General features: G+C 62.4%; 28 protein-coding genes and 2 tRNA genes. 29 read left to right on the plus strand and 1 reads right to left on the minus strand.

Translation table 11 applies throughout. The features are described from left to right. The first annotated feature begins 20 nt into the window (after positions 1–20). The 29 genes from X756_RS151360 to X756_RS0134345 all read left to right on the plus strand — a co-directional run bounded on the left by X756_RS151360 (position 21) and on the right by X756_RS0134345 (position 25,384). Positions 21–96 (plus strand) — tRNA-Asn (locus X756_RS151360). 210 nt (positions 97–306) lie between these two features. Further along, the gene (locus tag X756_RS151355; RefSeq protein ID WP_023729922.1) at positions 307–1,236 is read left to right on the plus strand and encodes a phage capsid protein; all 930 of its coding nucleotides are present in this window, start codon (positions 307–309) and stop codon (positions 1,234–1,236) included. Between the two features lie 63 nt (positions 1,237–1,299). Then, positions 1,300–1,866, plus strand: coding sequence for a hypothetical protein (locus tag X756_RS151350; protein WP_023729923.1), 567 nt, complete (start codon positions 1,300–1,302; stop codon positions 1,864–1,866). Beyond that, positions 1,866–4,283: a hypothetical protein gene (locus X756_RS151345; RefSeq protein WP_023729924.1), complete on the plus strand. Its 2,418-nt coding sequence runs from the start codon at positions 1,866–1,868 to the stop codon at positions 4,281–4,283. Before X756_RS151350 ends, X756_RS151345 begins: the two co-directional genes overlap by 1 nt. Next, complete coding sequence (locus X756_RS151340; protein ID WP_023729925.1) at positions 4,283–4,750, plus strand: hypothetical protein; 468 nt, start codon at positions 4,283–4,285, stop codon at positions 4,748–4,750. Before X756_RS151345 ends, X756_RS151340 begins: the two co-directional genes overlap by 1 nt. Continuing rightward, on the plus strand, positions 4,750–5,271 hold the full coding sequence (locus tag X756_RS151335) for a hypothetical protein (RefSeq protein WP_023729926.1): 522 nt from the start codon (positions 4,750–4,752) through the stop codon (positions 5,269–5,271). The genes X756_RS151340 and X756_RS151335 overlap by 1 nt, the downstream gene beginning before the upstream one ends. Before the next feature lies 1 nt (position 5,272). Next, entirely contained in the window at positions 5,273–7,657 is a 2,385-nt protein-coding gene (locus X756_RS151330) for a hypothetical protein (RefSeq protein WP_023729927.1), read from the plus strand. A gap of 51 nt (positions 7,658–7,708) precedes the next feature. Beyond that, a complete protein-coding gene (locus X756_RS1000000166670; RefSeq protein WP_023729928.1) occupies positions 7,709–11,473 on the plus strand; it encodes a hypothetical protein in 3,765 nt (1,254 codons plus the stop codon). A gap of 53 nt (positions 11,474–11,526) precedes the next feature. Beyond that, complete coding sequence (locus X756_RS15200) at positions 11,527–13,032, plus strand: phage tail fiber protein (protein WP_023729929.1); 1,506 nt, start codon at positions 11,527–11,529, stop codon at positions 13,030–13,032. Then, positions 13,029–13,415 (plus strand): hypothetical protein, encoded by a 387-nt coding sequence (locus X756_RS1000000166675; RefSeq protein ID WP_156941371.1) that lies wholly within the window; start codon positions 13,029–13,031, stop codon positions 13,413–13,415. Before X756_RS15200 ends, X756_RS1000000166675 begins: the two co-directional genes overlap by 4 nt. 32 nt (positions 13,416–13,447) lie before the next feature. Next, complete coding sequence (locus X756_RS151325) at positions 13,448–13,627, plus strand: hypothetical protein (protein ID WP_031238587.1); 180 nt, start codon at positions 13,448–13,450, stop codon at positions 13,625–13,627. Continuing rightward, positions 13,624–13,863 carry a hypothetical protein gene (locus tag X756_RS151320; protein WP_023729932.1) on the plus strand — a complete coding sequence of 80 codons (240 nt, stop codon included), beginning with the start codon at positions 13,624–13,626 and terminating at the stop codon, positions 13,861–13,863. The genes X756_RS151325 and X756_RS151320 overlap by 4 nt, the downstream gene beginning before the upstream one ends. A gap of 89 nt (positions 13,864–13,952) precedes the next feature. Continuing rightward, positions 13,953–15,761, plus strand: coding sequence for a phage terminase large subunit (gene terL / locus X756_RS151315; protein ID WP_023729933.1), 1,809 nt, complete (start codon positions 13,953–13,955; stop codon positions 15,759–15,761). 1,548 nt (positions 15,762–17,309) lie between these two features. Next, positions 17,310–17,438, plus strand: a complete 129-nt coding sequence (locus X756_RS1000000170395) for a hypothetical protein (protein ID WP_023729934.1) — start codon at positions 17,310–17,312, stop codon at positions 17,436–17,438. Between the two features lie 9 nt (positions 17,439–17,447). After that, positions 17,448–17,684 (plus strand): hypothetical protein, encoded by a 237-nt coding sequence (locus tag X756_RS151310; protein ID WP_023729935.1) that lies wholly within the window; start codon positions 17,448–17,450, stop codon positions 17,682–17,684. 28 nt (positions 17,685–17,712) lie between these two features. Then, entirely contained in the window at positions 17,713–17,907 is a 195-nt protein-coding gene (locus X756_RS151305) for a hypothetical protein (protein ID WP_023729936.1), read from the plus strand. A gap of 39 nt (positions 17,908–17,946) precedes the next feature. Further along, complete coding sequence (locus tag X756_RS151300) at positions 17,947–19,497, plus strand: hypothetical protein (protein WP_023729937.1); 1,551 nt, start codon at positions 17,947–17,949, stop codon at positions 19,495–19,497. Positions 19,498–19,530: 33 nt separating this feature from the next. After that, positions 19,531–20,535, plus strand: coding sequence for a M28 family peptidase (locus tag X756_RS151295; RefSeq protein ID WP_023729938.1), 1,005 nt, complete (start codon positions 19,531–19,533; stop codon positions 20,533–20,535). Beyond that, positions 20,532–20,741 carry a hypothetical protein gene (locus X756_RS151290; protein WP_023729939.1) on the plus strand — a complete coding sequence of 70 codons (210 nt, stop codon included), beginning with the start codon at positions 20,532–20,534 and terminating at the stop codon, positions 20,739–20,741. The genes X756_RS151295 and X756_RS151290 overlap by 4 nt, the downstream gene beginning before the upstream one ends. After that, positions 20,738–20,947, plus strand: coding sequence for a hypothetical protein (locus tag X756_RS151285; RefSeq protein WP_023729940.1), 210 nt, complete (start codon positions 20,738–20,740; stop codon positions 20,945–20,947). Before X756_RS151290 ends, X756_RS151285 begins: the two co-directional genes overlap by 4 nt. Further along, a complete protein-coding gene (locus tag X756_RS151280; protein WP_023729941.1) occupies positions 20,934–21,686 on the plus strand; it encodes a hypothetical protein in 753 nt (250 codons plus the stop codon). Before X756_RS151285 ends, X756_RS151280 begins: the two co-directional genes overlap by 14 nt. Before the next feature lie 361 nt (positions 21,687–22,047). Next, positions 22,048–22,257: a hypothetical protein gene (locus X756_RS151275; RefSeq protein ID WP_023729943.1), complete on the plus strand. Its 210-nt coding sequence runs from the start codon at positions 22,048–22,050 to the stop codon at positions 22,255–22,257. Positions 22,258–22,347: 90 nt separating this feature from the next. After that, complete coding sequence (locus tag X756_RS151270) at positions 22,348–22,749, plus strand: hypothetical protein (RefSeq protein WP_023729944.1); 402 nt, start codon at positions 22,348–22,350, stop codon at positions 22,747–22,749. Further along, positions 22,727–23,851: a site-specific integrase gene (locus X756_RS1000000166680; RefSeq protein WP_023729945.1), complete on the plus strand. Its 1,125-nt coding sequence runs from the start codon at positions 22,727–22,729 to the stop codon at positions 23,849–23,851. Before X756_RS151270 ends, X756_RS1000000166680 begins: the two co-directional genes overlap by 23 nt. 113 nt (positions 23,852–23,964) lie before the next feature. Further along, positions 23,965–24,108, plus strand: a complete 144-nt coding sequence (locus X756_RS1000000168775) for a hypothetical protein (RefSeq protein WP_023729946.1) — start codon at positions 23,965–23,967, stop codon at positions 24,106–24,108. 80 nt (positions 24,109–24,188) lie between these two features. Beyond that, on the plus strand, positions 24,189–24,653 hold the full coding sequence (locus X756_RS151265; RefSeq protein WP_023729947.1) for a hypothetical protein: 465 nt from the start codon (positions 24,189–24,191) through the stop codon (positions 24,651–24,653). Further along, positions 24,650–24,871 carry a hypothetical protein gene (locus X756_RS151260; protein ID WP_023729948.1) on the plus strand — a complete coding sequence of 74 codons (222 nt, stop codon included), beginning with the start codon at positions 24,650–24,652 and terminating at the stop codon, positions 24,869–24,871. Before X756_RS151265 ends, X756_RS151260 begins: the two co-directional genes overlap by 4 nt. After that, positions 24,868–25,059 (plus strand): hypothetical protein, encoded by a 192-nt coding sequence (locus tag X756_RS0134340; protein ID WP_031238595.1) that lies wholly within the window; start codon positions 24,868–24,870, stop codon positions 25,057–25,059. The genes X756_RS151260 and X756_RS0134340 overlap by 4 nt, the downstream gene beginning before the upstream one ends. Further along, a complete protein-coding gene (locus X756_RS0134345; RefSeq protein WP_023729949.1) occupies positions 25,019–25,384 on the plus strand; it encodes a hypothetical protein in 366 nt (121 codons plus the stop codon). The genes X756_RS0134340 and X756_RS0134345 overlap by 41 nt, the downstream gene beginning before the upstream one ends. A gap of 2 nt (positions 25,385–25,386) precedes the next feature. Here X756_RS0134345 and X756_RS151255 read toward each other — a convergent pair. Continuing rightward, positions 25,387–25,471, minus strand: a tRNA-Leu gene (locus tag X756_RS151255). Positions 25,472–25,710 lie beyond the last annotated feature (239 nt).

Consider the following 25,710-nt stretch of genomic DNA (forward strand, 5'->3'; position numbering starts at 1 on the left):
CGCACCGGGGAGGTCGTCTTTGGAGTGTAGCTCAATCGGTAGAGCACCCGGCTGTTAACCGGGCGGTTGAAGGTTCGATCCCTTCCACTCCAGCCAATTCCTGAAATGCGATGGACCATAGTCGTGCTGCCCACTCGGCGGCGACTTCGGGGCTCCGGCCCCTACAGGTTCCCAAGAAACACCAAACAGAACCTTGACCCGCCAACAGCTCCCCGAGGGGGGCCTTGAGCGGACAATCTCGTGTTCCTGCGGGGCGCTTCTGGTCGGACCGATCATCCCTCCAATCGCACACAGGAAAACACTAAAATGGCAGACCTTTCCGTCTCTCGCATCGGCCAAGTTAACCTCGCCGGTGACGTTGACGCCCTCAACCTGAAAATCTTTTCGGGCGAAGTCCTCACGGCCTTCAACATGAACTGCGTGTATCAGGACAAGCACCTGATCCGCGAAATCGCTTCCGGCAAGTCGGCCCAGTTCCCGGCCACCGGTCGCATCACGGCGGCTTACCACACGCCGGGCACCCAGCTCGTCGGTACGCCGATCGCTCACAACGAGCGCGTGATCACCATTGACGATCTGCTCCTGGCTAACGTCATGATCGCGGACATTGACGAGGCCAAGTCGCACTACGACGTGCGCTCCGAGTACACCAAGCAGCTCGGCGAAGCCCTCGCTCTGGCGTTCGACACGAACGTCGCCCGCACTGCGGTCCTCGCGGCCCGCGCTTCGGCCACCATCACGGGTGAGCCGGGTGGTTCGGTCATCGTCGGCGGTGCCAACGTCCGCACGGACGGCAACCTCATCAAGGCGGCCCTGTTCGCAGCGGCCCAGAAGTTCGATGAGAACAACATCGTGGACAGCGACCGCAATGCGTTCGTGAAGCCGGTCACCTTCTACGCGGCTGCGGCCAACACCGATCTGGTCAACAAGGACTGGGGCGGCAAGGGCGGCATCGCCGAAGGCAAGATCGAAAGCCTCGCTGGCATCAACATCGTGAAGTCGAACAACGTCCCGAACTCGAACGTGGCCACCGGCCCCGCCAAGTATCAGGGCAACTTCGCCAACACCGCGATGTCGATCTTCCACCGCTCGGCAGTCGGTACGTGCCGTCTGATGAGCCTCTCCATGCAGTCCGAGTACCTGACCCTCTGGCAGGCTACCGCTCTGGTTGCCCGCTTCGCGGTCGGCCACGGCATTCTGCGTCCGGAGTGCGCCATCGAAGTCGTCACGGCGTAAGCCTGACCAACTCAAATCGCCGGGGTCCCTTCGGGGGCCTCGGCTATTTTTTTGTGAGGTATCATGGAAACTCTCGGACCTGCTTCCGAACTCGACGCCGTGAACGAGCTACTGGCATCCATCGGCGAGGACCCTGTTCTCGATCTGGATGACCTTCCGCCCTCCGGCAACACCGCCCTGTCGGTGATCCACACCCAGTCCCGCGATGTCCAAGAGGAGCCCCGGTGGTTCAACTTCGAGACCGACGTGATGCTCTCCCCAAACGTGGACGGCTTCGTGATCGTTCCGGGCAACGTGCTCGATATCGACAGCACTGACGGCGACATCATCCAAGTCGGCAATCGGCTCTACAACCGCGAGAGCAAGACCTACGTCTTCGCGTCTCCCGTGAGCTGCGAAATTCTCTGGCACCGCCCGTGGGACGAACTCCCCAGTGTGGCCCGCCGGTACATCACCGCCCTCGCCATCGAACGGTTCATTGAAGGCTTCCCCGGAGCCGAGGCTACGACGCCCTCGCGTCAACGCAACCTCGCCCGAGCATCCAACGCCTTCTTCCGTGCCGAGCTAAGGGCCGGCGATTTCAACCTCCTCAACAACGCCTCAATCCAGACCATCGCTAGGAGAAGCTAATGAGAGCTGAAGGCGGCTCACCCAACCTCATCAACGGCGTCAGCCGCCAAGCTCCAGAAGTCCGTCTCCCGTCGCAGCTTGAAGAAAGCGTCAACCAGTTCCCCACGGTGACCCGGAACCTCGTCCCGAGGAACCCGGCGATCCTGAAGGGGCGGACCCTTGGTGCCCCTGCGGCCAACACGAAATTCCATATCATCGACCGTGACGAGACCGAGCGCTACGTGGTTCGCATGAGCCCAAGCGGCATCGTGGTCCACGACTTCGCCGGCTTCGCCAAGACGGTCAACTCCCCGAACGGGATTGGCTATCTGTCGGGCGTCACAGACTTCGCGGACTACGAGGCCATGACGGTCGCCGACTACACGTTCATCGTGAACAAGAAGAAGGTCGTCGCCCAGGCCGCCGCCACCGCTCCAGCCCTTGAGAAATCGGCGCTGCTGCACGTCGCGTCCGGAGAGTACCACACCAAATACAGCATCGTCCTGAACGGCACCGAGGTCGCCACCTACACGACCAACGGTGGACCGCAGGGGTCCGAGGATGAAATCCGCAGGGCCGAACGACAGGTCACCCCGGCGGCCATCGCCCAGTGCCTCGCGACGGGGACGCTGGCGTATCCAAACTTCAGCACTCCGGCTGATGAGTTTCGAGGAGATGCCGTCTTCACGGGCGGCCTTCAAACTCTCAATCCTGCGGTCTGGCAAGTCACGCTGATCGACAACGTGATCTACCTGAAGAACCTCACAGGGGCCGACTTCACAATCACGGTGGCGGCAGAGGGCCGCGAGACGGCGTTCCGGTGCCACAAGGGCTTCGTGAAGGACTTCGCCGATCTGCCCAGAAAGGCTCCTGTTGGTTTCACCCTCAAGGTGGCCGGCAGCGACGACACGAGCTGGGACGACTACTGGGTCCAGTTCCAACAGGGCACCAATGACGGCCTCGGGCGCTGGAAGGAATGCGTGGGTGCCGGCGAGAAGCTCGGCATGGATAAGTCCACGATGCCCCACGTTCTCGTGCGCGAGAGCGACGGGACCTTCACGTTCCGACAGGGCACATGGGACAACCGTGCGGTGGGCGACAGCTTCACCAACGACTGGCCGTCCTTCGTCGGGCAGACCATCAACAACGTGGCCTTCTCAAAGAACCGCCTCGGAATCCTCTCTGGCGAGAACGTCGTGTTCTCCCGCGTCGGGGAGTTCTTCAACTTCTTCCGCGAGACGATCCTAACGTCGCTCGACACCGACCCGATTGATGAGGCCATCTCCTACGAGGACACGTCCTACGCCTACCACTCGGCGTCTCTGGCCGGCGAGCTGATCGTCTTCACGTCGTCCATCCCGTTCCGCATGAAGGGCGGTGAGGTGTTCTCGCAGAAGTCGGCGAGCTTCGTCCCCACGCTCTCGAACAAGTCGAGCCCCAAGGTGCGCCCCATCGCCTGCGGCAACCGAATGTTCTTCGTCAATGACACCGACAGCGGCGCGTTCGTCCACGAGTTCGTCAACATTCAGGACGAGACCCTTCAGGAGGCTCCCTCGATCAACGAGCACTGCTACGGCTATGTGCCGACCGGCGTGTTCATGATGGACGGAGACGAGGACCTCAAGCTCCTAGCGATGGTGTCCAGCGCCGACCCCGCGACGATCTACACCTACAAGTGGCTCTGGATCGGCCAGAACAAGGCCCAGTCTGCGTGGCAGAAATGGGTCCTGCCGGCCAACGTCAAGGCGATGAAGTTCGTCGGCGAGGAGCTGGTGGTCATTGTGTCTGACGGGGCCTCCGTCGAGCACCTCGGCATCAACTGCCACGAGGCATGGTCGGACAACAAACCCGCCGTGCTCCTTCTGGACCGTCGCGTCACCGTGTCCGGCACCTACAACGCCGGCACCGACCGAACCACCTTCGCCCTGCCTTACTCGGCAGCGGGCGCTGTAGCGATGCTGACCACCGGCAACACCTTCGGCACCCAGCTCGACGTGGTTTCCTCCACAGGGACCTCTCTGGTGGTCTCGGGCAACTACAGCGGCCAGTCGGTCTACGTGGGGTTCCCCTACCAAGCCTACGGCATCATGTCGCCGTTCATCGTCCGGGAGAAAACCCGCGACGGTACGGGCGGCAATGCGGTTCCCGGCGTGGAGCTGAAGGTGGCCTCCATGCGCTTCGACACAGGGCCTAGCGTGGGCCTGAACGTCACCCTGACGCGCAGCTACCGCCCCGCCTTCGTGCATCGCCTCTCGGCGGCCATTGTGGGCACCAAGACGAGCACTCTCGGCTCCCTCATCGTGGGGAAGCTGGCGAAGGCTTTGTCCATCATGGCACCGGCTGACGACGTGTCGATCCGCTTCGAGAACTCCGGCCCCTACCCCTACGCGATCCTCTCCTACAAGTGGACCGGCGGGGCTTACCCAAAAGGATACTGATGACGATAACACCTCATGGCCTGGTTACGGCCTCGACTGCCGCCGATGCGCGGGAACTCGACCGTTTGCTTCGGCCAGAGGATCGCCGTGAAGTGGAGGAGCTGGGCGGTCGCCCTGCCCTCCAACACTTCCTTCTAGGGGTCCTGATGTCGGAGCCCGCGCTCACCCTTCGGGACCATGACGGCTCCCTAGTGGGGGTCGCTGGCGTGGTGCCTGACCTACGCGGCAACGGCGTGATCTGGATGAGCGGGACTATCCTCGTGGAGAGCCATAAGACGGCCTTCCTGCGAGGCTCCCGCGATGTCCTCGCAGAGTTCCACCGCCGCTACGACACGCTCTACAACATCTGTGACGCCCGCAACGAGGTCCACGTCAAGTGGCTCCGCTGGCTGGGCTTCACCCTCCTCCACAAATACGAGTGCGGACCCAATGCGGTCCCCGTCTATGAATTTGCAAGGATCGCCTAATGTGCGACTTCATCACAATCGCTTCCATCGGCCTTGGCATCGCCCAAGCCGGTATGGGCTACGCCGCCTCCAGCGCACAGTACGACCAGCGCATGGAGGAGGTGAAGCAGAACGCAATCAATGCGTCCAAGGCCACTGAAAACCAGTACGCCAACCTCAATATCCGCGCCCAGCAAGAAGACGCTGCGGTGGTCCAACAGAAGACCGAAACCAACATCGAGGCGGCCCAAGCGGCTGCGTCAGTGGAGGCTGCGGCTGCTGAAGGGAACGTCGGGGGCCTGTCGGTCTCTGCCGTGCTCGGCGATATGTACGCCCAGAAGGGCCGCAGTGAAGCTGCCCTCGACAGCAACCAACAGATGAACCGTGGGTTCCTCAAAGGCGAGAAGATCGCTGCCGAGGCCGGCGGTCAAAACCAGATCAACTCCATGCCTCTGCCGGAGAAGCCCAGCTTCGCTCCGTACCTCCTCAATGCGTTCAGCTCCGGCTTGAGCGCCTACAGCAATTCCAAGACAAGGGTATAAGATGGCAGACGGACTATTTGGCACTGGCGTGGCGGCACCGAGCATTCGGCCCGTCGCCATCGCCCCCACCGGGCTCCCCGGCAGCACCTACGTGCGTCCCCAGCAGAAGCAAGTCGGGGGCAACCTACAGGCCCTCGCAGACAGCCTCGGCGGCCTCAACAACGCGCTTCAGCAGTTCGGTGCAGTATCGGCGCGGGCCGACAAGGACCCCGACAGTGAGGCCAACAGGGCCTTCGCTGACAGCATTCAGGGCAAGTCGCTGGATGAAGTGATCAAGACAATGCCCGAGGCCAGGAACCGCATCCAGAAGGATGGCGTCCTGTCTCTGGTCGGCTCCAAGGCGGCCTACGAGTTCCGCCAGCATATCACCGAGCAGTACAATAACGGTGGCTTCGATCAGGCTCACGGGGACTTCAACTCGTGGGTCGAGGGCGAGCGCCAGAAGTACGCCAAGGGTCTTCAGGACCCGGCCATGCAGGCGGCCTTCTTCCGAGGCACCAACGACTGGACCCAGCAGTTCGGCGAGCAGGACCTCAAGCGGAAGATGGAAAACACTATGGCCGAGCGGGACACCGCCGTCGTGGATGAGTTCCGGATGATCGCTGACGACGGTATCGCGGCCAACAAGGACCCGAACGAAATCGCCGACGCGATTATCAAGCAGTCGGGCGAGAACCGCACATTCCGCGGCCTTGACGGGAAGTCGCAAAACGACACCCTGTTCCGCCTCGCCGAGGAGTACGCGCTGAAGGGCCGCCCCGAGCTGGTCAAGGCGCTGCTCAACAACAAGCGCGGCGGGATCGGTCCCCTCATGGAAGTCTCCGGCTACACGGACAAGGCCCTCGGGCTCATCCAGCGGGCCGAGACGGAGCAGCAGCAGGCCGCGAACGCCACCAGCTTCAAGACCCGCTCGCAGCTCGATGAGGACGCCATGTATGGCCGCCTGACCGAGGAGGGGATCAAGAAGGCCCAGCAGACACCGGGCAACGAGTGGCTCACCGATCCGATGGCCGCCCAGTACCTCGAAAGCTCCAAGCGGGCCAAGGCACAGCTCCTCGCGGGGCAGGCTAGGGAGGAGGAGAAGCGCCGCACGGCCTTCCAGTCCACCGGACAGCGCACACAGGCTGTAGCCAACGCCTACGCCAAGCTGGAGACCCTCGGCGGTGCCCAAGAGTTGCAGGACGTGGAGTACATGGGGCCTGACGGCAACATGAAGACCCTGACGGCCAAGGACCAGCAGGACGAAGTGGTCAAGCGGAAGCTCTCCCAGTTCCAAGAGCTGGAGGACAACCTCAAGGCCAACAACGTCGACCCGAAGCAGGCTCACGCGGAGGTGCTGAAGAAGCGCATCGCATGGTTCGACGGCAACGGGATCGTTGACGAGGAACTCTCCAAGAAGTTCAACTCCCTTCAGGTGCAGTCGTCCATCTCGCGGACGCTGGAGAAGGGCGAGGTCTCGAAGTTCCTCGGCGGGATCGCGGAGGACTACCGGCAGCTCGAAGACATCAACCCGGCCTACGCCGACAGGATGGTCTCGGACAGCAAGTCGGCAGAGTTCCTCCAGAACTACTCCGTCGCCCGCAACGACCTCATGGGACCCGAAGACGCCCTGATCTACGCCGCGCAGCAGGCCAACAGGACGCCCACACAACGGGCTCTCGGCAAGCTGTCACCGGACGACCTGGCTGACGATACCAAGAAGGTTCTCAACAGCCTCGACTACGACGCCGGCCCCAGCCGAGACAACGAGGCATGGGTGCAGGATCAGCTCAACAACTACACCGCTCGGGGCCTCGACAGGGACACCGCTCGGAAGAAGGTGATGGACAAGCTCCAGAACCACTCGTTCGAGCTGAACGGCAAGATCGTGATCGATGAGGACGGCCTCCCGAAGGACGCCCCCGAGTTGTTCCAGCGGGCACTGAAGGACGCCTTCACGGTGTTCGGCAAGGCCGAGGGCATCCCGGACGAAAGCGACCTCTACATCGACAAGTACGCCTCCGGCCAGTGGATCGTCATGAGCAAGACGAAAGGCGGCCCACTGAACTACGGGTCCCGCATCGGGCTCAACGATCTGGCGAAGAAGCGGTCCGAGATGCAGCGCGAGCTGACGGCCCAGCACGAGGCCACTCGTGTCGCTGACGTGAACGCCCGCAAGGCCGCCCGTGACAAGCTCTGGTCCGCAATGGAAGACCGCCGCCGCACCGTCGAAGCGTGGGAAAAGAAGGACGCCAGACGAGGCAACTTTGTCTCCCGCTACGTCGCGAAGCGCCTGCGCCAGAACTACGAGAAAGAGCTGTCCGATTACAACCAGCCCTTCAAGCCGCTGCCGCCCAAGAAGCCCATCAAGGGTCCAAGGGGCATCGGGCGGTCCACCCAAGACTAACCCCTCAAGGCCCCGGCTAACCACCGGGGTCTTTTCTTTTCAGGAGAACACATGAGCGCCAGCCTCGCCGAGGCCATCAAGAACGAAGCTCTGCGGATCGGCGCTGACCCGCAAGACTTTGCCACCGTCATCTCCTATGAGACCGGCGGTACTTTCGATATCTGGCAGAAAGGCCCAGTCACAAAGCACGGGCAGCATCGCGGCCTCATCCAGATGGGCGAGCCGCAGCGCCAGAAGTACGGCTACTACAAAGGCATGTCTATCGAGGACGCCGTACATTCCTCGGCCAACTACATGGTCGACAATGGCTTCAAGCGCGGTATGCGCCTGCTCGATATGTACTCCATCGTAAACGCCGGAGCCCCCGGCCTCTACAACCGATCCGACGCTGCCGCTGGTGGCGCACCGGGCACCGTTAGGGACAAGGTGGAGCAGCAGATGGAAGGCCACAAGGCCAAGGCTGCATCCCTGCTCGGCGGCACCTACGTGCCCGAAGTGGCGAACCCCTACACCGAGAACAACGCTCCGCAGAACAACTACGGGACCTACGATCAGAGCAGGACACCGCCGGCTCCCACGCTGGTCGACGCCACGCAGGAGCAGAGGGACCGGGACGCCGCCGGCCCGCAGCCTTACACAAGCTGGAGCGACCAGATTTACGACAGCGGTGCGCAGAATTGGTACACCGCCAAGATTTACCGCTGGGCCACTCAAGGTGCCGTCGATCCCCATGACAATGGCTGGACCGAGGACCAGTGGAAACACATCACGGACACCCTGCCCGAGCAGTACCACGACTACGTGCTGACCGGCACCTCCGAGTACAACCGCAACCTTCGCCTGAAGTACGCCACGCAGATGGTCGAACGGGACGAGAAGGCGGACAAGACAGGGACCGCAAGCTCCCTGACGGCAGGGCTCGTGTCAGGCATTGCCGATCCCGTGATGCTGCCTTTGCTGGCCGGAGGCGAGGCTATCTCCCTCGGACGTGCAGGCTTGGGCTTCGTCGGCAAGATGCTGGGTGGCGCTGTCATCGGCGGCACGAGCAACGCCGCGCTGGAGCTGGGAGCCAAGTACGGTCTCGATGACCCGCACACCGACGCTCTCGCAGCGTTTGGCGTAGGGGCGCTGCTTGGGGGCCTCACGGGTCCGCTGGCTCGCAACCCGGCCACCACGGTCGAACGGGACCTGATGACCAAGACCGGCATGGACGCAATCGAGCAGGCCAAGGGTCGAGCCCTCCAGGCTAACATGCCCTCCGTCGTGAGCGATGTCGGCTCTGCCGGCGCTGCCCGCAACGTGGACAGGATCGTGCCGTTCGATCCCACCGACTGGGGGATTGACGACGCGGCGGTGGATCGCGGCTTCGGCGGCAAGCTCCGCTTCGACGTGGCCGGACAGCTCACCACGAGCGAGAACCCCCGCGCCCGTCTGGCCGGCTTCGCCATGTTCGAGGAGAGCGCCGGCACCAAGGGCCACGCCGTTCTGGACGCCCCTACCTCGGTCCGCGCCGTGGCGCTGGAGCGCAAGCTCATGGGCAACCGCAACTCGGTCTATCAGGTCGCGCTGCGGGACTACGTGTCCGAAGGCTCCTCGCTCCTCAACCCACTCTCTCGCGCCCGCAAGGCCGACGAGTTCCACCGGGCGGTCAACGCCTACATGGTGGACGAGCACCCCTCGCCCGACGTGAGCCCGCATATCGTCAAGGCGGCCAGCGCCCGTCAGCAGTTCTACGACGCTTGGGCCGGTGAGCTGGAGAGAGCCTTCCCCGGCCTGACGGTCAAGCAGAAGGGCTTCTACTCGCCGAAGGTAGCGGATCACAACCGCATCTCCGAACTCGACCGTCTGGTGGACGAGGAGACGATGCACAAGTTCATCGCAGAGAGCATCCGCCGCGCCCACGGGGAGATTGAGGACAGCCTCCTCAAGAAGATGGCGAAGGGCTACTGGGCCAATATCCGCAAGGCCGGCTACGGCGTTGAGGACAGCATCGCGGGGGCTCTCGGGCTCGGCGACAAGCAGGGCTTCAAGGACGCCTTCAGGAACGCCCTTCAGGACAGCGAGGGGCTCGCCGATGAGGACCTGGACAAGGTTTACGACCTGTTCTCCGGCGTCGTGGACGAGACCAAGAAGACCACTGACGGGGACAAGGGTGTCGGCTACCTCAAGCGCCGCACGGTCATGAAATACGACTACACCGCCAACGTCAGGGACAAGAGCGGCAACATGATTCCGCTGAAGATGGACGACCTGTTCATTCAGGACGCCGAGTTCCTCGACCACCGCTACGCCCGCACCATGTCGGGCCGGGTGGCGTTCGCGGACATGAAGGTGCGCGATCCGGTCACGGACGAGCTGATCTTCGACGGCATCCGTTCCGAGGCCGACCTGACCAAGCTCAAGAACTGGGTCCGGGAAGGCTTCCGCCAGCTAGGCAAGCCGCTCTCCGAGGTGCAGTCCAAGATGGAAAACGCAATCGAGAACATCGACTTCGGCTGGAAGCGGATCAACGGCATCCCGGTCTACGGACAGGAGAAGGCTTACGCCCAGTGGGTTCGCCGCTTCAAGGCCCTCCAGTTCATCCGCCTCATGGCGAACATGGGCCTCAATCAGGTGCAGGAAAGCTGGAAGGTCGCGTCGATGACGGGCTTCCGCGCTTCGATGCAGCAGCTCCCCGCAATCCGCCGCATGGTGGACGAGACGGGCCGATCGATCCCCAAGCGGGACGCTCTGCTCGGCGAGCTGGAGCATATGTCCGGCATCGGTCTGGACGGCCTCGTCGGCAAGTTCGACTTCCGCTTCGCGGACGACCGGATCGGCGCTGGGGCCTCCTCGCGGCTGGCTAACGGCTTCGACATGGCGGCTGACTGGGGGCAGCGAATGACTGCCGAAGTGTCCCTGATGCGCGGCATCCACGACTACCAGCAGAAGTGGGCGGCCAAGGCCGTGGCGCAGCACCTCTTTGACATCGCTCGCAAGACCTCGACGGAGACAGGCGGCTTCGACCTGACCAAGCTCTCCGGCAAGGGCAAGGAGCGGCTGGCAGCGGCGGGCCTCGGCGACAAGAACTCCGAGCTGGTCCTCGGGAACCTCCTGAAACACGCCGAGAAAGACGGGCGCAAGCTCGTGTCGCTCGGGTCGAACAAGTGGGACCCCAAGGCTGTGACCGAGTTCGCCTACCTCCTCAACCGCTACACCGACCGCCTCGTTCAGACGAACGACGTGGGCGGCCTCTCCAAGTGGATGAGCAGCCCGGTCCTGTCCATGTTCACCCAGTTCCGCAGCTTCGTGCTCGGCGCTTGGTCGAAATCCACCCTCTACGCGATCAACCATATGGACCCCCGCATGGCTGTCGCGCTGATCGGTGAGATGGCATTCGGCACGGCAACCTACGCGGTCCGTCAGGCTCCCCAGTTGGCGACCGACGAGAGCTACGACAAGTACTTCGAGGAGACCCTTGACCCGTTGAACCTCGCCAAGAACGGCTTTGCCCGTACGGCGACCTCCTCGATCCTCCCGATGCTGATGGACAGCGCCCTAATGTGGACCCCAGCAGGGGCGCAGTTCGGCTCTGCTCGCGCCAGCGGTTCCCCGCAGGACGCCATCTTCGGTGCTCCCGCAGGCAACCAGATCGCTGACGCCGCCCGGTTCACGAAGGGCGTCATCCGCAGCACGACGGAGGGCCGTGACATGGCACAGTCCGAGATGCGGGCAGGCTGGAACGCCTTCGTCCCGCTGGGCAACTTCCTGCCCTTCTCGGCGATCTTCTCCCACATGATCGAGGACCGTCGCAAGACGCCCCCTCGCGACCGTTAACCCAAGGGCCTCCGGATGACCTCCGGGGGCCTTCCTCCTTTTTGAAGGAACCAATGGCATACACACCTAATCTCACCGCCGGCAACGGCTCGGTGACCGACTTTCAGGTGACCTTCCCCTACCTTCGACAGGCCCATGTTGGCGTCAAGGTGAACGGGGTAGTGGTCTCAAAGACTTGGGTCAACGCAGGCATGATCCGCGTGTCCCCCGCTCCGGGTTCTGGGGTCTCCGTCGAGGTCTACCGCGACACCCCTTCAGTCCCCCTCTCCACCCTTCAGGACAACAAGCCGATCCCGGCGTCGACCTACAACGACCTCGTGAAGCAGACGATCTACTTCGCCGAGGAGCAAGCCTACCTCACGGCCAAGGGCACGGCAGGCGACCGCGTACAGACGGGTCTCGACCGCGTGGCTGTAGCTGCCGACCGGGCGACCGTCGCTGCTGACAAGGCCACTGTGGCGGCTGACAAGGCCACCGTAGCTGCCGACAAGGGCACCGTCGCGGCTGATAAGGCGTCTAGTGGGACGAATGCGACGAACGCTGCCAACTCGGCCACCGCTGCGGCGGCTTCGGCCACCTCGGCAAGCAACTGGGAGGGCCTGTCCTACCTCTACGCCAACCAGTCGGAGGACGTGTTCGTCACCGGCACGACCAACTACTCCGCGTACCACTGGGCGCGTAAGGCCCTTGGCTACGTCACCGGCGGTATCGCCAGCGCCATCCACGGATCGACCGCCAAGACCACTCCGGTGGCCGCTGACGAGTTCCTAATCCTCGATAGCGCCGCGACCTTCGGCCTGCGGAAGATCGACTGGAATGCGCTCGCGGTGCGTATCCAGCAATACGTCGCGTCAGCCACACTAGCCATCTCGGGGAGCCTTTCGGCTACCGGAAACTTCACTCTCGGCACCGCGAATGGCACCGGCCAGATTACCGCTAATGGTGGCTCAATCGAACTCGCGGCCAACCGCACGGCTGACGGTGTTGCGTACATCGACTTCCACGGTGCAATTGGCACGGACTTCGACGCCCGCATCATCCGCAGCGCTGGCGCCAACGGCGGCTTCCTCATTCAGAACTTGGGAACCGGAGATACAGCCATCTACGCGGGCGGTAACCTGGCCCTGAATGGCAATGCGGCCGGGCTCTACTACAACGGCGTTCGCGTCTACACCCTGACCGAGAACGACGCTCGCTACCTCCAGATCACCAACGCGAAGCTCCAGAAGGCGTATGACAGCGGACAGCAGACCATCACTGCTGGCGGGCTCCTGACGCTGGCCCACGGTCTTGGAGCGAAGCCGCCCCTCTACGCCGCTTTCATCCAATGCACCACGGCCAACGCCGGCTACGCAGTCGGTGACGAGATTATGGTCAACCCAGGTCTCAACACGACCGACGCCACCGTACAGGCCATCAGCATCATCCCCGATGCGACCAACCTCACTGTTCGTCTCGGCAACGCTTTTGGCTCTCTCAAAGTCATGAACAAAGCAGGGACCGGCTTCAGTGACATCACCAACACCTCTTGGAAACTCGTTGTGAGGGCATGGGCATGACCCAGTATTTCGTAGACGGCACCGGAGCCTACCTCGGTGGCTTCGACGGCGCAGAGCCGCCCGAGGGAGCCCTTGAGGTTCCTTCGGCACCGGACGACGCCCGACAGGTGTGGGACGGCTCCCAGTGGGGGCCTGTGGTCCTCGCACCGGCAGACTTCCCTTCTCTCTCACCCCGCCAAATCCGCCTCGCCCTGAACGACATAGGGATCACGAGCGCCGACGTGGCGACCAAGCTGGCCGGCAACGAGGCAGGCACCATCGAGTGGAACTACGCGACCTACTTCAAGCGTACCCACCCGCTGATCGCCTCCCTCACCCCGGCCTTCGCTCTCACAGAGGCGCAAGTGGACAGCCTGTGGCTGTACGCGGCGGAAATCAAATGACCCCTTTCACTCTAATCGCAGGAACTACGACCGTGGACAACACCACCTCGGCGGTCGCGGTCTCCGCAGTAACAAGCACAGTGTGGCTCCCGTGGCTCCATCTGGCCTCTGACGGTGCTGCCCTGATCGCACCCCTCCTCGGCACCGTCTGGCTGATCGTTCAGATCGTCGCCAAGGTCCGGGAACTTCTCCGGAAGGACAAAGACAAATGAGCAAGGCCAACTCCTCGCTCCTCGAAACCATCCACGGCCTCATCGCCGAGGACATGCGCAAGCGGCTCGAAGCCGGCGAATGCGAAGCCAAGGACTGGGCGGTCATCGTCAAGTTCCTGAAGGACAACAACATCGACGCCGACATCGAGGCGAACAAGGGCGCAGAGGACAGCTTCAACCAGCTCGTCCGCGCCGCCCAAGATCGCATCCGTCAGTCAGCATCAGACCTCCAATAGGAGCCCCGTCAGGCGGCGTTCGGGCGGCTGGGTAGGTTCACACCTCCCGGCCTCTCGGCGCTCGTCCTGCGCCACCCCTGAAGGGAACAGTGACCAAACAAGCCCTGAACTCCTCGACCCACCTCTCGACGCAAGTGCGCCTTGAGGACGACTTCAAGACCTTCCTCTACCTCCTCTGGAAACACCTGAAGCTCCCCGAGCCCACCCGGTCGCAGTACGCGATGGCCGAGTGGCTCCAGAACGGCCCCAGCAAGCTGGTCATCATGGCCTTCCGGGGCATCGGCAAGAGCTGGGTCACGGCGGCCTACGTCTGCTGGCTCCTGTTCCGCGATCCTCAACTGAAGATCATGGTGGTGTCAGCGTCCAAGACCCGCGCCGACAACTTCTCCACCTTCACCCTGCGCCTCATCAACGAGGTGCCCTTCCTCAAGCACCTGAAGCCGACCGGCGACCAGCGCAACTCGAAGATCGCCTTCGACGTGGGTCCGGCCTCGGCTGACGACAGCCCCTCCGTCAAGTCGGTCGGCATCACCGGCCAGCTCACCGGCTCCCGCGCTGACGTGATCATCGCCGACGACATCGAGGTCACCAACAACTCTGCCACGCAGGCCATGCGCGACAAGCTCAAGGAGTTGACCAAGGAGTTCGCCGCTATCCTGAAGCCGTTCGACGCGGCCTTCATGAAGCACGATCCCAAGATCATCTACCTCGGCACCCCGCAGACCGAGCAGTCGATCTACAACGCTCTGCCTGATCGCGGCTACGAGATACGCATCATCCCCTCCCGTTACCCCACAGCGACCCAGCAGGCGCGTTACGGCAACCGTCTGGCCTCCTACCTCCTCCGGGACCTGAAGGGCTCCAAGGACCTCGTAGGCAAGCCTGTGTGTACGCGCTTCAACGAGGAGAAGCTGATGGAGAACTTCGCGGAGTACGGCGCTGCCGGCTTCGCCCTCCAGTTCATGCTCGACACCTCGCTGGCCGACGCGGACCGCTACCCGCTGAAGCTCCGGGACCTGATGGTCATGGACCTCGACCACGAGAGGGCACCTATGCAGCTCGCTTGGGGCATCGACAGCGCCAACGTGGTCAACGACGTGCCCACCGTAGGGTTCGACGGGGATCGCTTCTACAGGCCCTTCATGGTCTCCAAGGACGACTGGAAGCCCTACACCGGCATCGTCATGGCTATCGATCCCAGCGGTCGTGGTGGCGACGAGACCGGCTACGCCATCGTTGCCACCCTCATGGGCCGGCTGTTCCTTCTGGACGCTGGCGGCTTCACTGGCGGCTACGAGGACAGCACCCTCGAAGCTCTGGCGAACAAGGCCAAGGAGTACGGCGTCAACGAAGTGGTCATCGAGCCCAACTTCGGCGACGGCATGTTCAACAAGATTTTGGCGCCTGTGATGGCCCGCATCCACCCCTGCAAGATCAGCGAGACCGAGAGGTCGAAGGGTCAGAAGGAACAGCGGATCGTGGACACCCTTGAGCCGGTCCTGAACGGCCACCGCCTCGTGGTCGACCGCAAGCTCATCGAGAGGGACTACCAGTCCACCGAGAGCCTCCAGCCCGAGCACAGGAACCGCTACAGGCTGTTCTACCAGATGACCCGCATCACCCGTGATCGCGGTGCCATCGTGAAGGACGACAGGCTCGACGCCCTCGCCCTTGCCGTCCACTACTGGACTGCCGTCATGTCCCGCGACGTGGAGAAGGCAGCAGAGCAGGCCAAGCAGGAAGCCCTCGACCGAGAGCTGAAGGTCTTCATGGCCCACGTCCTCGGTGGCGCACCAGGCGGCTACTCGAAGGCCGGCCCCGCTCGGAAGGGACCGAGCGCTGCTGACAGGGAGAGAGCAGAGGCTAGGGCCATGTTCTACGGCATGGGTTCCAATTAGAGCCTAACTTAGGATAGGCTCCTCCGGTCACCTATAGGGTTATAGACCTATCCCTGCATGTCTCCTCCAGTCACTAGGGGGTCCCTCATAAGGGGACCCTTTAGGGGCGTTGAATGTAGCCCTTTAGGGGCGTTTGATGTGACCCCTTACGGGGCGTTCAATGTGGCCCAGTAGCCACCCAAGGTCACCGATAGGTGCCTGTAGGGATCGAGCATAGCTCTCCCTCCCTCCCTCCTCCCAATCAAGTAGACCGATAGGTGCCCTGAAGTGGTCCTAACGTGGCCTGAAGGGGCCGTTTCAAACTGACGCAAAAATCCGTGGGGTCGAACTCGACGGTTGATGATTCGCGCATCCCCCCGCGCCCCTCGCGCATCACGCTCGGGCGCTCGTGCTTGTTCCGGCCCAAACACCGCATGGCACACATTCGGGCACACATGGGGCTCAAAGCCTTGTGGCGCATGGCATTGCACCGGATATGGTAACCAATGGCACACCGCACGGGCACCGCATGGCGGCCTAACGGGCACCAATGGCACCGCATGGCGCTATCTGTCGTTATGTTATTACATGTCTGTCAGAGACTATCTGTATCGTACAGCGTACGAACTGCCATACAGCGTACGCCAGCTCCCACGGCACCGCACGGGCACCGCTCGGCAACCATAGGGCACCGCACGGGCACCGCTCGGCAACCATAGGGCACCGCACGGGCACCGCTCGGCACGGGCATGGGGATTGATCCGGCATCGCAAATAATATCCCGGCAACGGGCACAATCGGCACCGCACGGGCACCTAACGGGCACCGCATGGGCAAATCAGGCTGCAAATCAGCTTTGACCTATGATAACCCATTGATTTATCTATCTATATTTTGTCACGGCAACGGGCCAATCGGGCATAAATGGCACTAAAAGCCCAGGCATCACCAATCTTTTATCGTAACAAAATCAAGCACTTATCATTTTCTCAAATTTCACTTGTTTTGTCCCGTCAACGGGCACATATTGAAGCCACAAGAGACGAACACGAAACGAGAGGAGAGAGACAAACGAGAACGGATCGGGGCGCGGCTTCCGCCCGATAAGTGAGCCAAGGGTGACACCCTGATACAAGTCCGGCCATAGTATCCAGAGCCACGGTGTCAGAGACCGTGTGGGGCCGATAGCGAGGGGAAGGCGATATGCCTCGCACCATACCAAACGCTGGAGTGGGTCCAATACACGGGACTTGCGTGAGAGATAGCCACAGCCGCTTTAGGGCGGTGTTTCCGGGAACGGATACAGGCGAAGGGTAACGTGAGACGTAGTGGGTGCCACGTAGCCGCTCAAATGCGTATAGCGCAAATGGGCTTAGGATCACGGTAAGTGCCTCACAAACACTCCAGAGAAACACCTAAGACTTGCATCTCCCACTAGAGACAAGCGGCACAACAAAAGCAAACTAGGCAAACAATAACGGGCCGGGGAGCAATAACGCTTCCCGGTCCGACCATTTGTTCTGTCACTGGCAATCAAATGCCACTGTCACAACCAATGGGAAAGCAACCATGAAGACCATAATCTTCTACACATGGCCGCTCATCGCACTTGTCGCAATGGTCGGCGGCGTGGCCGCAGTTGATCCCGGCATAACGGGCAAGCTCTTGCGGGCTCTCATCGACATCGCGTTGGCATAGGAGAACGCCATGAACGACACAATCGCCTTGAACAAGCTACGTAGAGAATGGGAGGCGGACCGCCTGCCTCTGCCGCAATACCTTGCCGGTGTCCAGCGCCTCGTGGCGGTGGAGATTGAGCGCAAGCAGCGGGCAGAGCGGGCCGCCAAGGCACGGCGCAAGGCCGACGACGCAATCCTGCTCATCATGCCGGGTGCTGGCATCCTGTTCATCGTCCTCACCGTCTTCACTCTTTTGACCAGATAGTCCCGGCAACGGGACATAGGAGCAACCAATGGCAGACCGGATCACACTTTTCATCAGCCGCGACGGTGCCCAGCGGGCCGCCCACGCCGCCACGCTAGGCGGCAACCTGTCCGACTACAGGATCACACCGGCCACGCTGAAGGATGAGGACACGGGCCACATTGATCGCGGCTTCAAGGTCACCTTGCTCAACACCGCCGGCCACCCGGTCGCATCGCTTTGACCATATCAACCCGTTAACGGGACAATCGGAGAAACTGGAATGTGCAAGAAATGTGCTGACGGGGCTCCTGAAGCCCACGAGAGAGAACCGAAGCTGCCGAAGGGTGTCGTGCGGGTCCACGAACGGATCACCAAGACGGACCCGGAAGCTGGCCTCACGCCGTGGGATTTTACGGACTATGCCGGCGACATGCGGCGGCGCTACGTCGTGATCCACACCGAAGGCGTCTACAAAGGCGCTACCGACACTTGGAACGCCACGATGCGTGATGGGGTCGAGGACTTCGCGGACCTCCTCCGCGCCTACAGAGACACCTCTCATTTCCACCTGATCGCCTACGAGGAAGGCACCGAGCCCTACTCGGACCTGTTGCCTCACATTCAGGCCGACTTCTCGCCGTGGCATAAGCAGGAATGGTTCCGCGCTCACATTGCCCGCTGGGCCGAGCACATGCCGCGCTTCTCGACCAAGTTTCCCGGTCTCCTCGCCTACTATCAGACACCGCAGAAGCGGAAGGCCGGTGTGCTCACGCCGATCAAGGCCGGCAAGTACCTGAAGAAGTATCTCGGCGACGTGCTGACCGAGGAGTTCATTCAGGAGCAGGGCCTAGCGTGGCAGTCTTTCTTCGCTCCGGTGGAACTGAAGGTGACCCAGGATGCCGACGAGGTGCAGGAGGTCTACGAGAACGGGCCTAACTCCTGCATGTCCAAGGAAGCCAGCATGTTCCAGAGCGACGAGCACCCTGCCCGCGTCTACGCTGGGCCGGACCTCGGCATTGCCTACATCGGCACCACTGACGATCCTGCTGCCCGCTGCGTGGTCTGGCCGGAGAAGAAAATCTACGGTCGGGTCTACGGCGACTATCACCGCATGGGCGTGGCCTTGGAAACCGCTGGCTACAAGGAAGGCGACGACGACGACTTCGCCGGAGCCCGCATCCGTCGCATCTACAACGGTGCCTTCTACACGGTGCCATACTGCGACATGGGCAACTACGCCCACGACGACGGCACCTATCTGATCATCGGTCGCGGCGACATTTACATGCAGTACACCAACGGCACCAACATGGATAACCCGGAACGCTGCATATGTGCCGACTGCGATGAGGCGATGGACGACGACTACTCCTACTATGTCGAGGACGTGGGGAGCATCTGCGAGAGCTGCTTCGGCTCCAACTACTTCACCTGCGACATCACTGGCGAGAGCTACCCTGACAGCGAACAGGTCGCCTCACCGGACGACATTCGCATCAGCCGCGCCGCCACCCGGCGATACTCCGGCCAACTGTTCCACTGCGACGGCACCAACAAGTGGTATCCGACAGCCAGCTACGACTACGTGACGCTCGCAGACGGTGACACCTACGAGTTGAGCTACGCCGAGGAGAACGCCTTCCACTGCGACTTCTCCGAGGAGTGGTACGACAACGCCGAGCACTGCGAGCTTGACGATGGTCGGGTCTTCGCTTGGGAAGCCACGCGCTACCTGACCGAGCAGTTCTGGGACTGGAAGGACGGCGCGGTCGAGATTGGCCGCATCGACCACCCGCAGCAGCTCGAACTCGACCTGGCCCTCGCCGCCTAACCCACCTTCAACGCACCTATAGGAGACCTAACGATGACCCATCGGGCCAGCGACATACAGACTATTTTGCAGATGTTCTCCTATATGCGGCCCTCCGGGTCGGCTGCGGAGACTGCCTTTGTCGAGCGGTATTTGACGCCGCTCGGCTTCCAACGGGACGAGTTCAAGAACCTCTACCTCCAGATCGGGGCCAGCCCCTCGATCCTTTGGTCCTCGCATATGGACACCGTGCATTCGGTCTCCGGGACGCAGACGCTCTCGCTGAAGGACGGCATCCTAAGCCTGTCCCGCAAGGCGAAAAAGGGTGCCTCCTCATGTCTCGGGGCCGACGACACTGCCGGTGTCTGGCTCATGACCGAGATGGTCAAGGCCGGGATCGAGGGGCTGTATGTGATCCACCACGCCGAGGAGCGCGGCTGTATCGGGTCATCCAATCTGGTCCAGCACAACTCCAAGTTCGTGGCCGGGATACAGGCCGCCATTGCCTTCGACAGGCGCGGCTACGACAGTGTGATCACTCACCAGTCGTGGGGCCGGACGGCCTCCGACGCCTTCGCCCACTCGCTCGCGGCGATCCTCGGTGGCGACTACAAGCCCGACGACACCGGCACCTACACGGACACCAACGAGTACGCCGGCATCATCCCGGAATGCACCAACATTTCGGTCGGCTACTACGACCAGCACACACGCCGAGAAACGCAGAACGTGGAGTTCCTTCTGGACCTCCGCGACACCCTGCTGGCCGCCGATTGGTCGCAACTGGTGATCGAACGGGACCCGCAGTCTGACCCCTACGAGGACGCAGGCTGGGACAGCGTGGACTACGGCTACTCCAGCCGGACCCGTGGCTACTCGTCCTCCACCTCGCTCTCCAGCAAGGGGCTGACGGTCGAGTACCTCGTCAAGCAGTACCCGGACATCGTGGCCGACATTCTCGAAGGCCAAGGCTGGGACGCAGAGCACCTCCACGCAGAAATCGGCGCCTACTACGGCGGCCACTTCGATGACGATCAGAACGAAAGGAACGCGGCATGACCCGCTGGATTATCAGAGACACTCGCAGCGGCATGTTTGCGTCGGTGACCGACAGGTCCTCCGGCGTGAAGGGCCTCCACGTCAACAGCCACATGGGGCGAGCCTTCAACAGCCGCGCCGACGCCTTGTCCCGTTGTCGGGAGGGCGAGCGCCCGTTCCCCTACTTCATCCCGCGCACCTACGCCGAGATGAGGAGGGCCGCATGAGCAAGCCGGTCGCCAAGTCGCTCCACACCGTCACAGTGATCGTTCAGGTCGCTCGCCGCGTCCTCGACACCAGCGGCTACTCCACAGATGAGGCTCTCGACATCGCGATGGACTGCCTCGGGCTCGCCGGTCGGCCAGACCCGTATGGGCTCGGCGCTGCTGCCCTCAAGCAACTGATCAAAGGGGAAAACGATGCGGCAGACTGACAGACCTCTCCGCGTCCTCATCGGCTGCGAGTTCTCCGGCACCGTTCGCCGCGCCTTCGCTGCCCGTGGGCACGACGCTTGGTCCTGCGATCTGTTGCCGTCAGCCGACCGCTCGAACAAGCACCTGATCGGCGACGTTCGCGAGTTCCTGCATGATGGGTGGGACCTCCTCATGGTCGCTCACCCGCCCTGCACTCGCCTCTGCAACTCCGGTGTCCGCTGGCTGTCGGCACCGCCCGGTCGCCTGACCGCCGAGCACTACACGCCCCTCGAAATCGCCGCCTACGCCACCATGAGCGAGCCCGAGCGGCTGGCCTTCATGTGGCGGAAGCTGGACGAAGGCGCGGCGCTGTTCTCGGACCTCTGGAACGCTCCCATCGAGCGCGTCTGCCTTGAGAACCCCGTGATGCACACCCACGGCAAGCAGCGCATCCGCAACTACCGCGAGTTCGCCCAGTCGGTCCAGCCGTGGCACTTCGGGGAGCCGGAGAGCAAGCGGACATGCCTGTGGCTCCGTGGTCTGCCGACCCTGACGCCGACCTACAGGACGTGGGACGAGTGCCGCGAGGCTCTCGGTCTGCCCGACGACGCCAAGCCCGACCAGCGCGTCCACAGCGCCTCTCCTGGCCCCGCTAGGTGGGCCGAGCGGTCCAAGTTCTTCGACGGTATCGCCAACGCAATGGCTGACCAGTGGGGCGACCTACCGGCGGCTCCGGTCACCTACAGGGAGGCCGCGTAATGATGCCATCGTACAAAACGTACTTGACCTCAAGCGCAAATCAGGAGTATATTCCTATCACCTTAGCAGCCCGCCGAGTGGGGGACGAAGATGGATAAATCCACGGTCCTCATACTTGGCTACGGCTTCCTTAGCGCCACAGGCGTGGCGGGCATCGGTGCCCTCCTGTGGAACTGGTTCTTCCGGTGGCTTTTCGTGCGGGAAAAGCGGTAACGCACCTTGGGGGTGCGACAAATTGGGCTCATGTTTAAAACATGCATACAAATGTTGTAGACATGAGGAGAACTTGGGATTAAGGGAAGGGACGATCCCGTTGACGGGACAAAATCCCTCTCTTGCAAAACACGAGGAACTAAAGGAAATGAGACTGGAAGTTGTAGCCGCGCAGATCGCCACACTCGACCGTGAGACAATACGTGACGTGACGCTGGCAGTGGAGTTCCTTACAACAGCGTTGAGAGCGATGGTCGACGGCCACCCGGTCGCCAGCCACATGGTGCAGCAACCCTTCCTGTTCGCCCACGGGAAGATTAACGATCTGGCAACAATAGTCTATCAGAAGGCAGCATAACCAATCCCTCTGCTGCGTTCCGAGAAAAAAGAAGTGTTCGTGATGAGCTGGGAGGGACAGTAATTCACGCGCAGCAGATGGGGATGCATAATGTACACAGACGGCGACAGCTACAAGAAGGACATCAGGTGCTTGATCAAGGTCATTGAGGAGTTCCGAGCATTCGACGCTCAAATGGAACTTTCTCAACTCTTGGTTTACCTGCTCGTCACGGCGACACCGGGGAAGAAAGTGGCGGATTTACTCCCGGCCACGGGACTTTCCCGGTCAGCTCTTTCAAGGAATATACTCGCCCTGTCCAAGGGCGACTACCGCGCAGACCACCGCGCAAAGCCGAAGCCCGGTCTCGACTTGATCACGACGGTGACTGACCCGTTCGACGGTCGAGCCCAGCTCGCGGCTCCTACCCGGCGCGGTGTCGGGCTGGCAGAGAAAATTTCACGCTACTTCCACATGGAGACCAACGACAATGGCGAGGAAGCGAGGCAATAAATGGCAGGCTAGCGTCACCGACGCGAACGGCAAACGACACCGGCCAGCCTTCGATACAGAGGCCCAGGCAGTGGCTTGGGAGGGCGCGGCCAACCTAGCTGTTGACGAGGGGCGGGCACTGCCGCCTATCTCGACCGGCAAGGCCGGCAACCGCGACCTCGCCCTGCTTGGGTCTCTGTTTGAGCACGTCAAACGCACCCACTGGGCCGGCATGAAGTCGGCCTCCACCGCCAACCTCAACGCCAAGACCGTGGTCGAGTACTTCGGTGAGAAGAAGCCGGTGGCTGACATCGGCTCCGCTGACATCGCAGAGATGCGGGCCGATCTGGCTGACCGGGGGCTGACGCACTCGACCATCAACCGCAAGTGCGCGGCGCTGTCGAAGATGCTCCACGTCGCTCTCGATGCCGGGGTCATCAACAAGATGCCGCGCATCCGGTTCTCGAAGGAGGAGCAGACCAAGTTCCGCTACGTGGACGAGCTGGAGGAGCGGGCGATCCTCGCCTACTGGCTGGCTTCGGGCGACCAAGACCTCCACGACCTGTCGGAGTTCCTGATCGACACCGGGGCTCGCTGCTACTCGGAAGCGATGGACGCCAAGTGGGACGCCTTCGCCAAGGGGTTCACGTCGGTCACCTTCTGGCACACCAAGACCAGCAAGCCGCGCACCGTGCCGCTCACCCGGCGGGTCCGCGATACTCTGGCTCGGCGGTGGAAGACCCACCAGAACCGCGCCGGTCCCTTCACCGGGGGCTCGAAGGACACCATGCGGGGCCGCTGGTCGAAGATGAGGTCCGGCACCGGGCTCCATGACGTGACGCCCCACACTCTGCGCCATACGTGCTGCACCCGGCTGATCAATGCCGGCGTGGACATCAAGCGCGTCATGACGTGGATGGGGCACACCGAGCTGACGACCACGCTCCGCTACATGCAGATACGGCCCAACGGTCTTGACGACATCGTGACCCTGCTGGAGCGCCCTCACGAAGCGACTGGAACATCAGTTCAGTCAACCCAAAGGCGGACGCCTCGGCTGAAAAAGCGAGTGCTAACGCCTCCCCCGCCGTTCGAGCCCTCGTGGAAGACGCGGCAGGCGTGAGGCGATACCTCCTCTACCTCGGGGCCGTCTCACTCGGCGGCCTCGTGTGGTTCTATCTTGTCACCCACCTCGCCTCGCGCTAATTGGGTCGCTTCCACACACGGGAGTGACCCATGAAAGCCATACTCATCGGCCTCGCCGCCGGTCTCGTATCCATCCTCGGCCTCACCCTCCTATGGGTGCCGGGGGCTGACCTTTGGGGTGCCCTCGTGGGCATCGCCGTGGGTGTGGCCTCCCGGATCAAACTCACGGCCTAACACCTACCTTCCACCTTCTGTCCAACTTTGCCCTGGCTGACCGCCGGGGCTTTTTTTTTGTCCCGAGAAAGGAACCAGACATGAAACGCATCCTCCACAGCCTCCTCGCGGTCTGGCCCCCGCTCGCCCTCGCCGGCATCTCTTTCGGCCTCGCCGCCTCCACCTCGCCGGGTCTCATCGACATGGGCATCTACGACAACATCGCCGCAGGCTTGGCCGGGGCCGTGTTCATGTCGGACGTGGGCGCTCGCTACGCCGAGTTCCGCAAGGCCCGAGCCAAGATCGCAGAGTTCGAGGGCAGTCCCGCGCTCGGCACCGTCTTCTACCAGCTCGGCACCTTCCACAAACGCTCGTGGTGCCAGAGAACGGCGCTCTACTGGGCGGCCACCGATGTCCTCGGCCCGAACGGCGGGATGATCGTCAAGCTCTGGTACAAGGCGCTCGGCTACAAGTGGTGGCACCTCACACCGGACGGCACCTTCAGCCGCCAATCGCCGTTCCTGAAGCTGGGCTTCTGGTCGAGCTTGGTGGGAGTGAAGGCATGAAGCTCTGCAAGGACTGCACCTTCTTCCGCAGCGACGACGGCACCGCCTGCCGCAACCCCGCCGTGATGGAGACCGACCCTGTGTGGGGTCCCAAGGCCGCCCACCCGTCTGCGGAGCGCAAGTACGGGGATCGATGCGGGCCGGACGGCAAGCTGTGGGAGGCGAGGACCAAGCGGCAACTGTTCCGATGGCTCCACACCGGGGTCCATGAGGCATGAAGGTCTACATCACCGGCACACCACTGGAGGCCCTGCTTTGGAAGCGAGCCATCCGCAAGGTGCGGGTGGTCTTCCGACCGGGCACCGATCCTGACACCGAGCGGGCATTCCTGCTCGACCTCAAACAAGCAATCGAGGAGAAACTGAATGACGAAACGAGGACCGGGAGCCCACGTCCTAGCCCGTAAGGGCACCCACGAGAAGCTCGAAGGCCAGCTTGAGATGAGCTTCAGGCCATCGACGGAGGAGCTGATGCTGGCCTGCTATGGTGGCAAGTCGTCGTCATGGAGCCGCGACTTCCTCCAGCAGATCACGACCTACGAGAGCGCCTTCTTCACCGATATGTTCCGCGAGCGCGTGACTGCCACCGAGGTCGCCCGCAGGGAGCAGGACTGGGAGCGGGGCATTCGCATGGTCGACTTCCGTGGCCGCGTCTACTCCGAGCTGACCGAGGCATACTACAGCCCAATCCAGGGCCACCCTGACATTCTGGTGCTCGATGATGTCGGTTGATTTGGTGCGGGTGGAGGGATTTGAACCCCCATGCCTCTCGGCGCTTGGACCTAAACCAAGTGCGTCTGCCAGTTCCGCCACACCCGCTCCCGCGCCTCCTCTACAGGGGCCGGGACACGCTGGCAAGACTGTGCCCGAAAGTGTGCCCGGTGTGCCCACGCTGTGCCCGAGCTGTTGGTCCCCGTGGGGAAATTTCCCAATAAAATCAGCACCACGTCACGTCCGTCATCTGATTTAGGTTCCAGTGCCGAAAGGCGTGGGGGTTCGAGTCCCTTCATCCGCACCACCCTTCGCTCTATCGAGCTTCGGGTGGCAGGCCACCCAGG

Source organism: Mesorhizobium sp. LNJC405B00, from assembly GCF_000502615.1.
Lineage (GTDB): Bacteria > Pseudomonadota > Alphaproteobacteria > Rhizobiales > Rhizobiaceae > Mesorhizobium.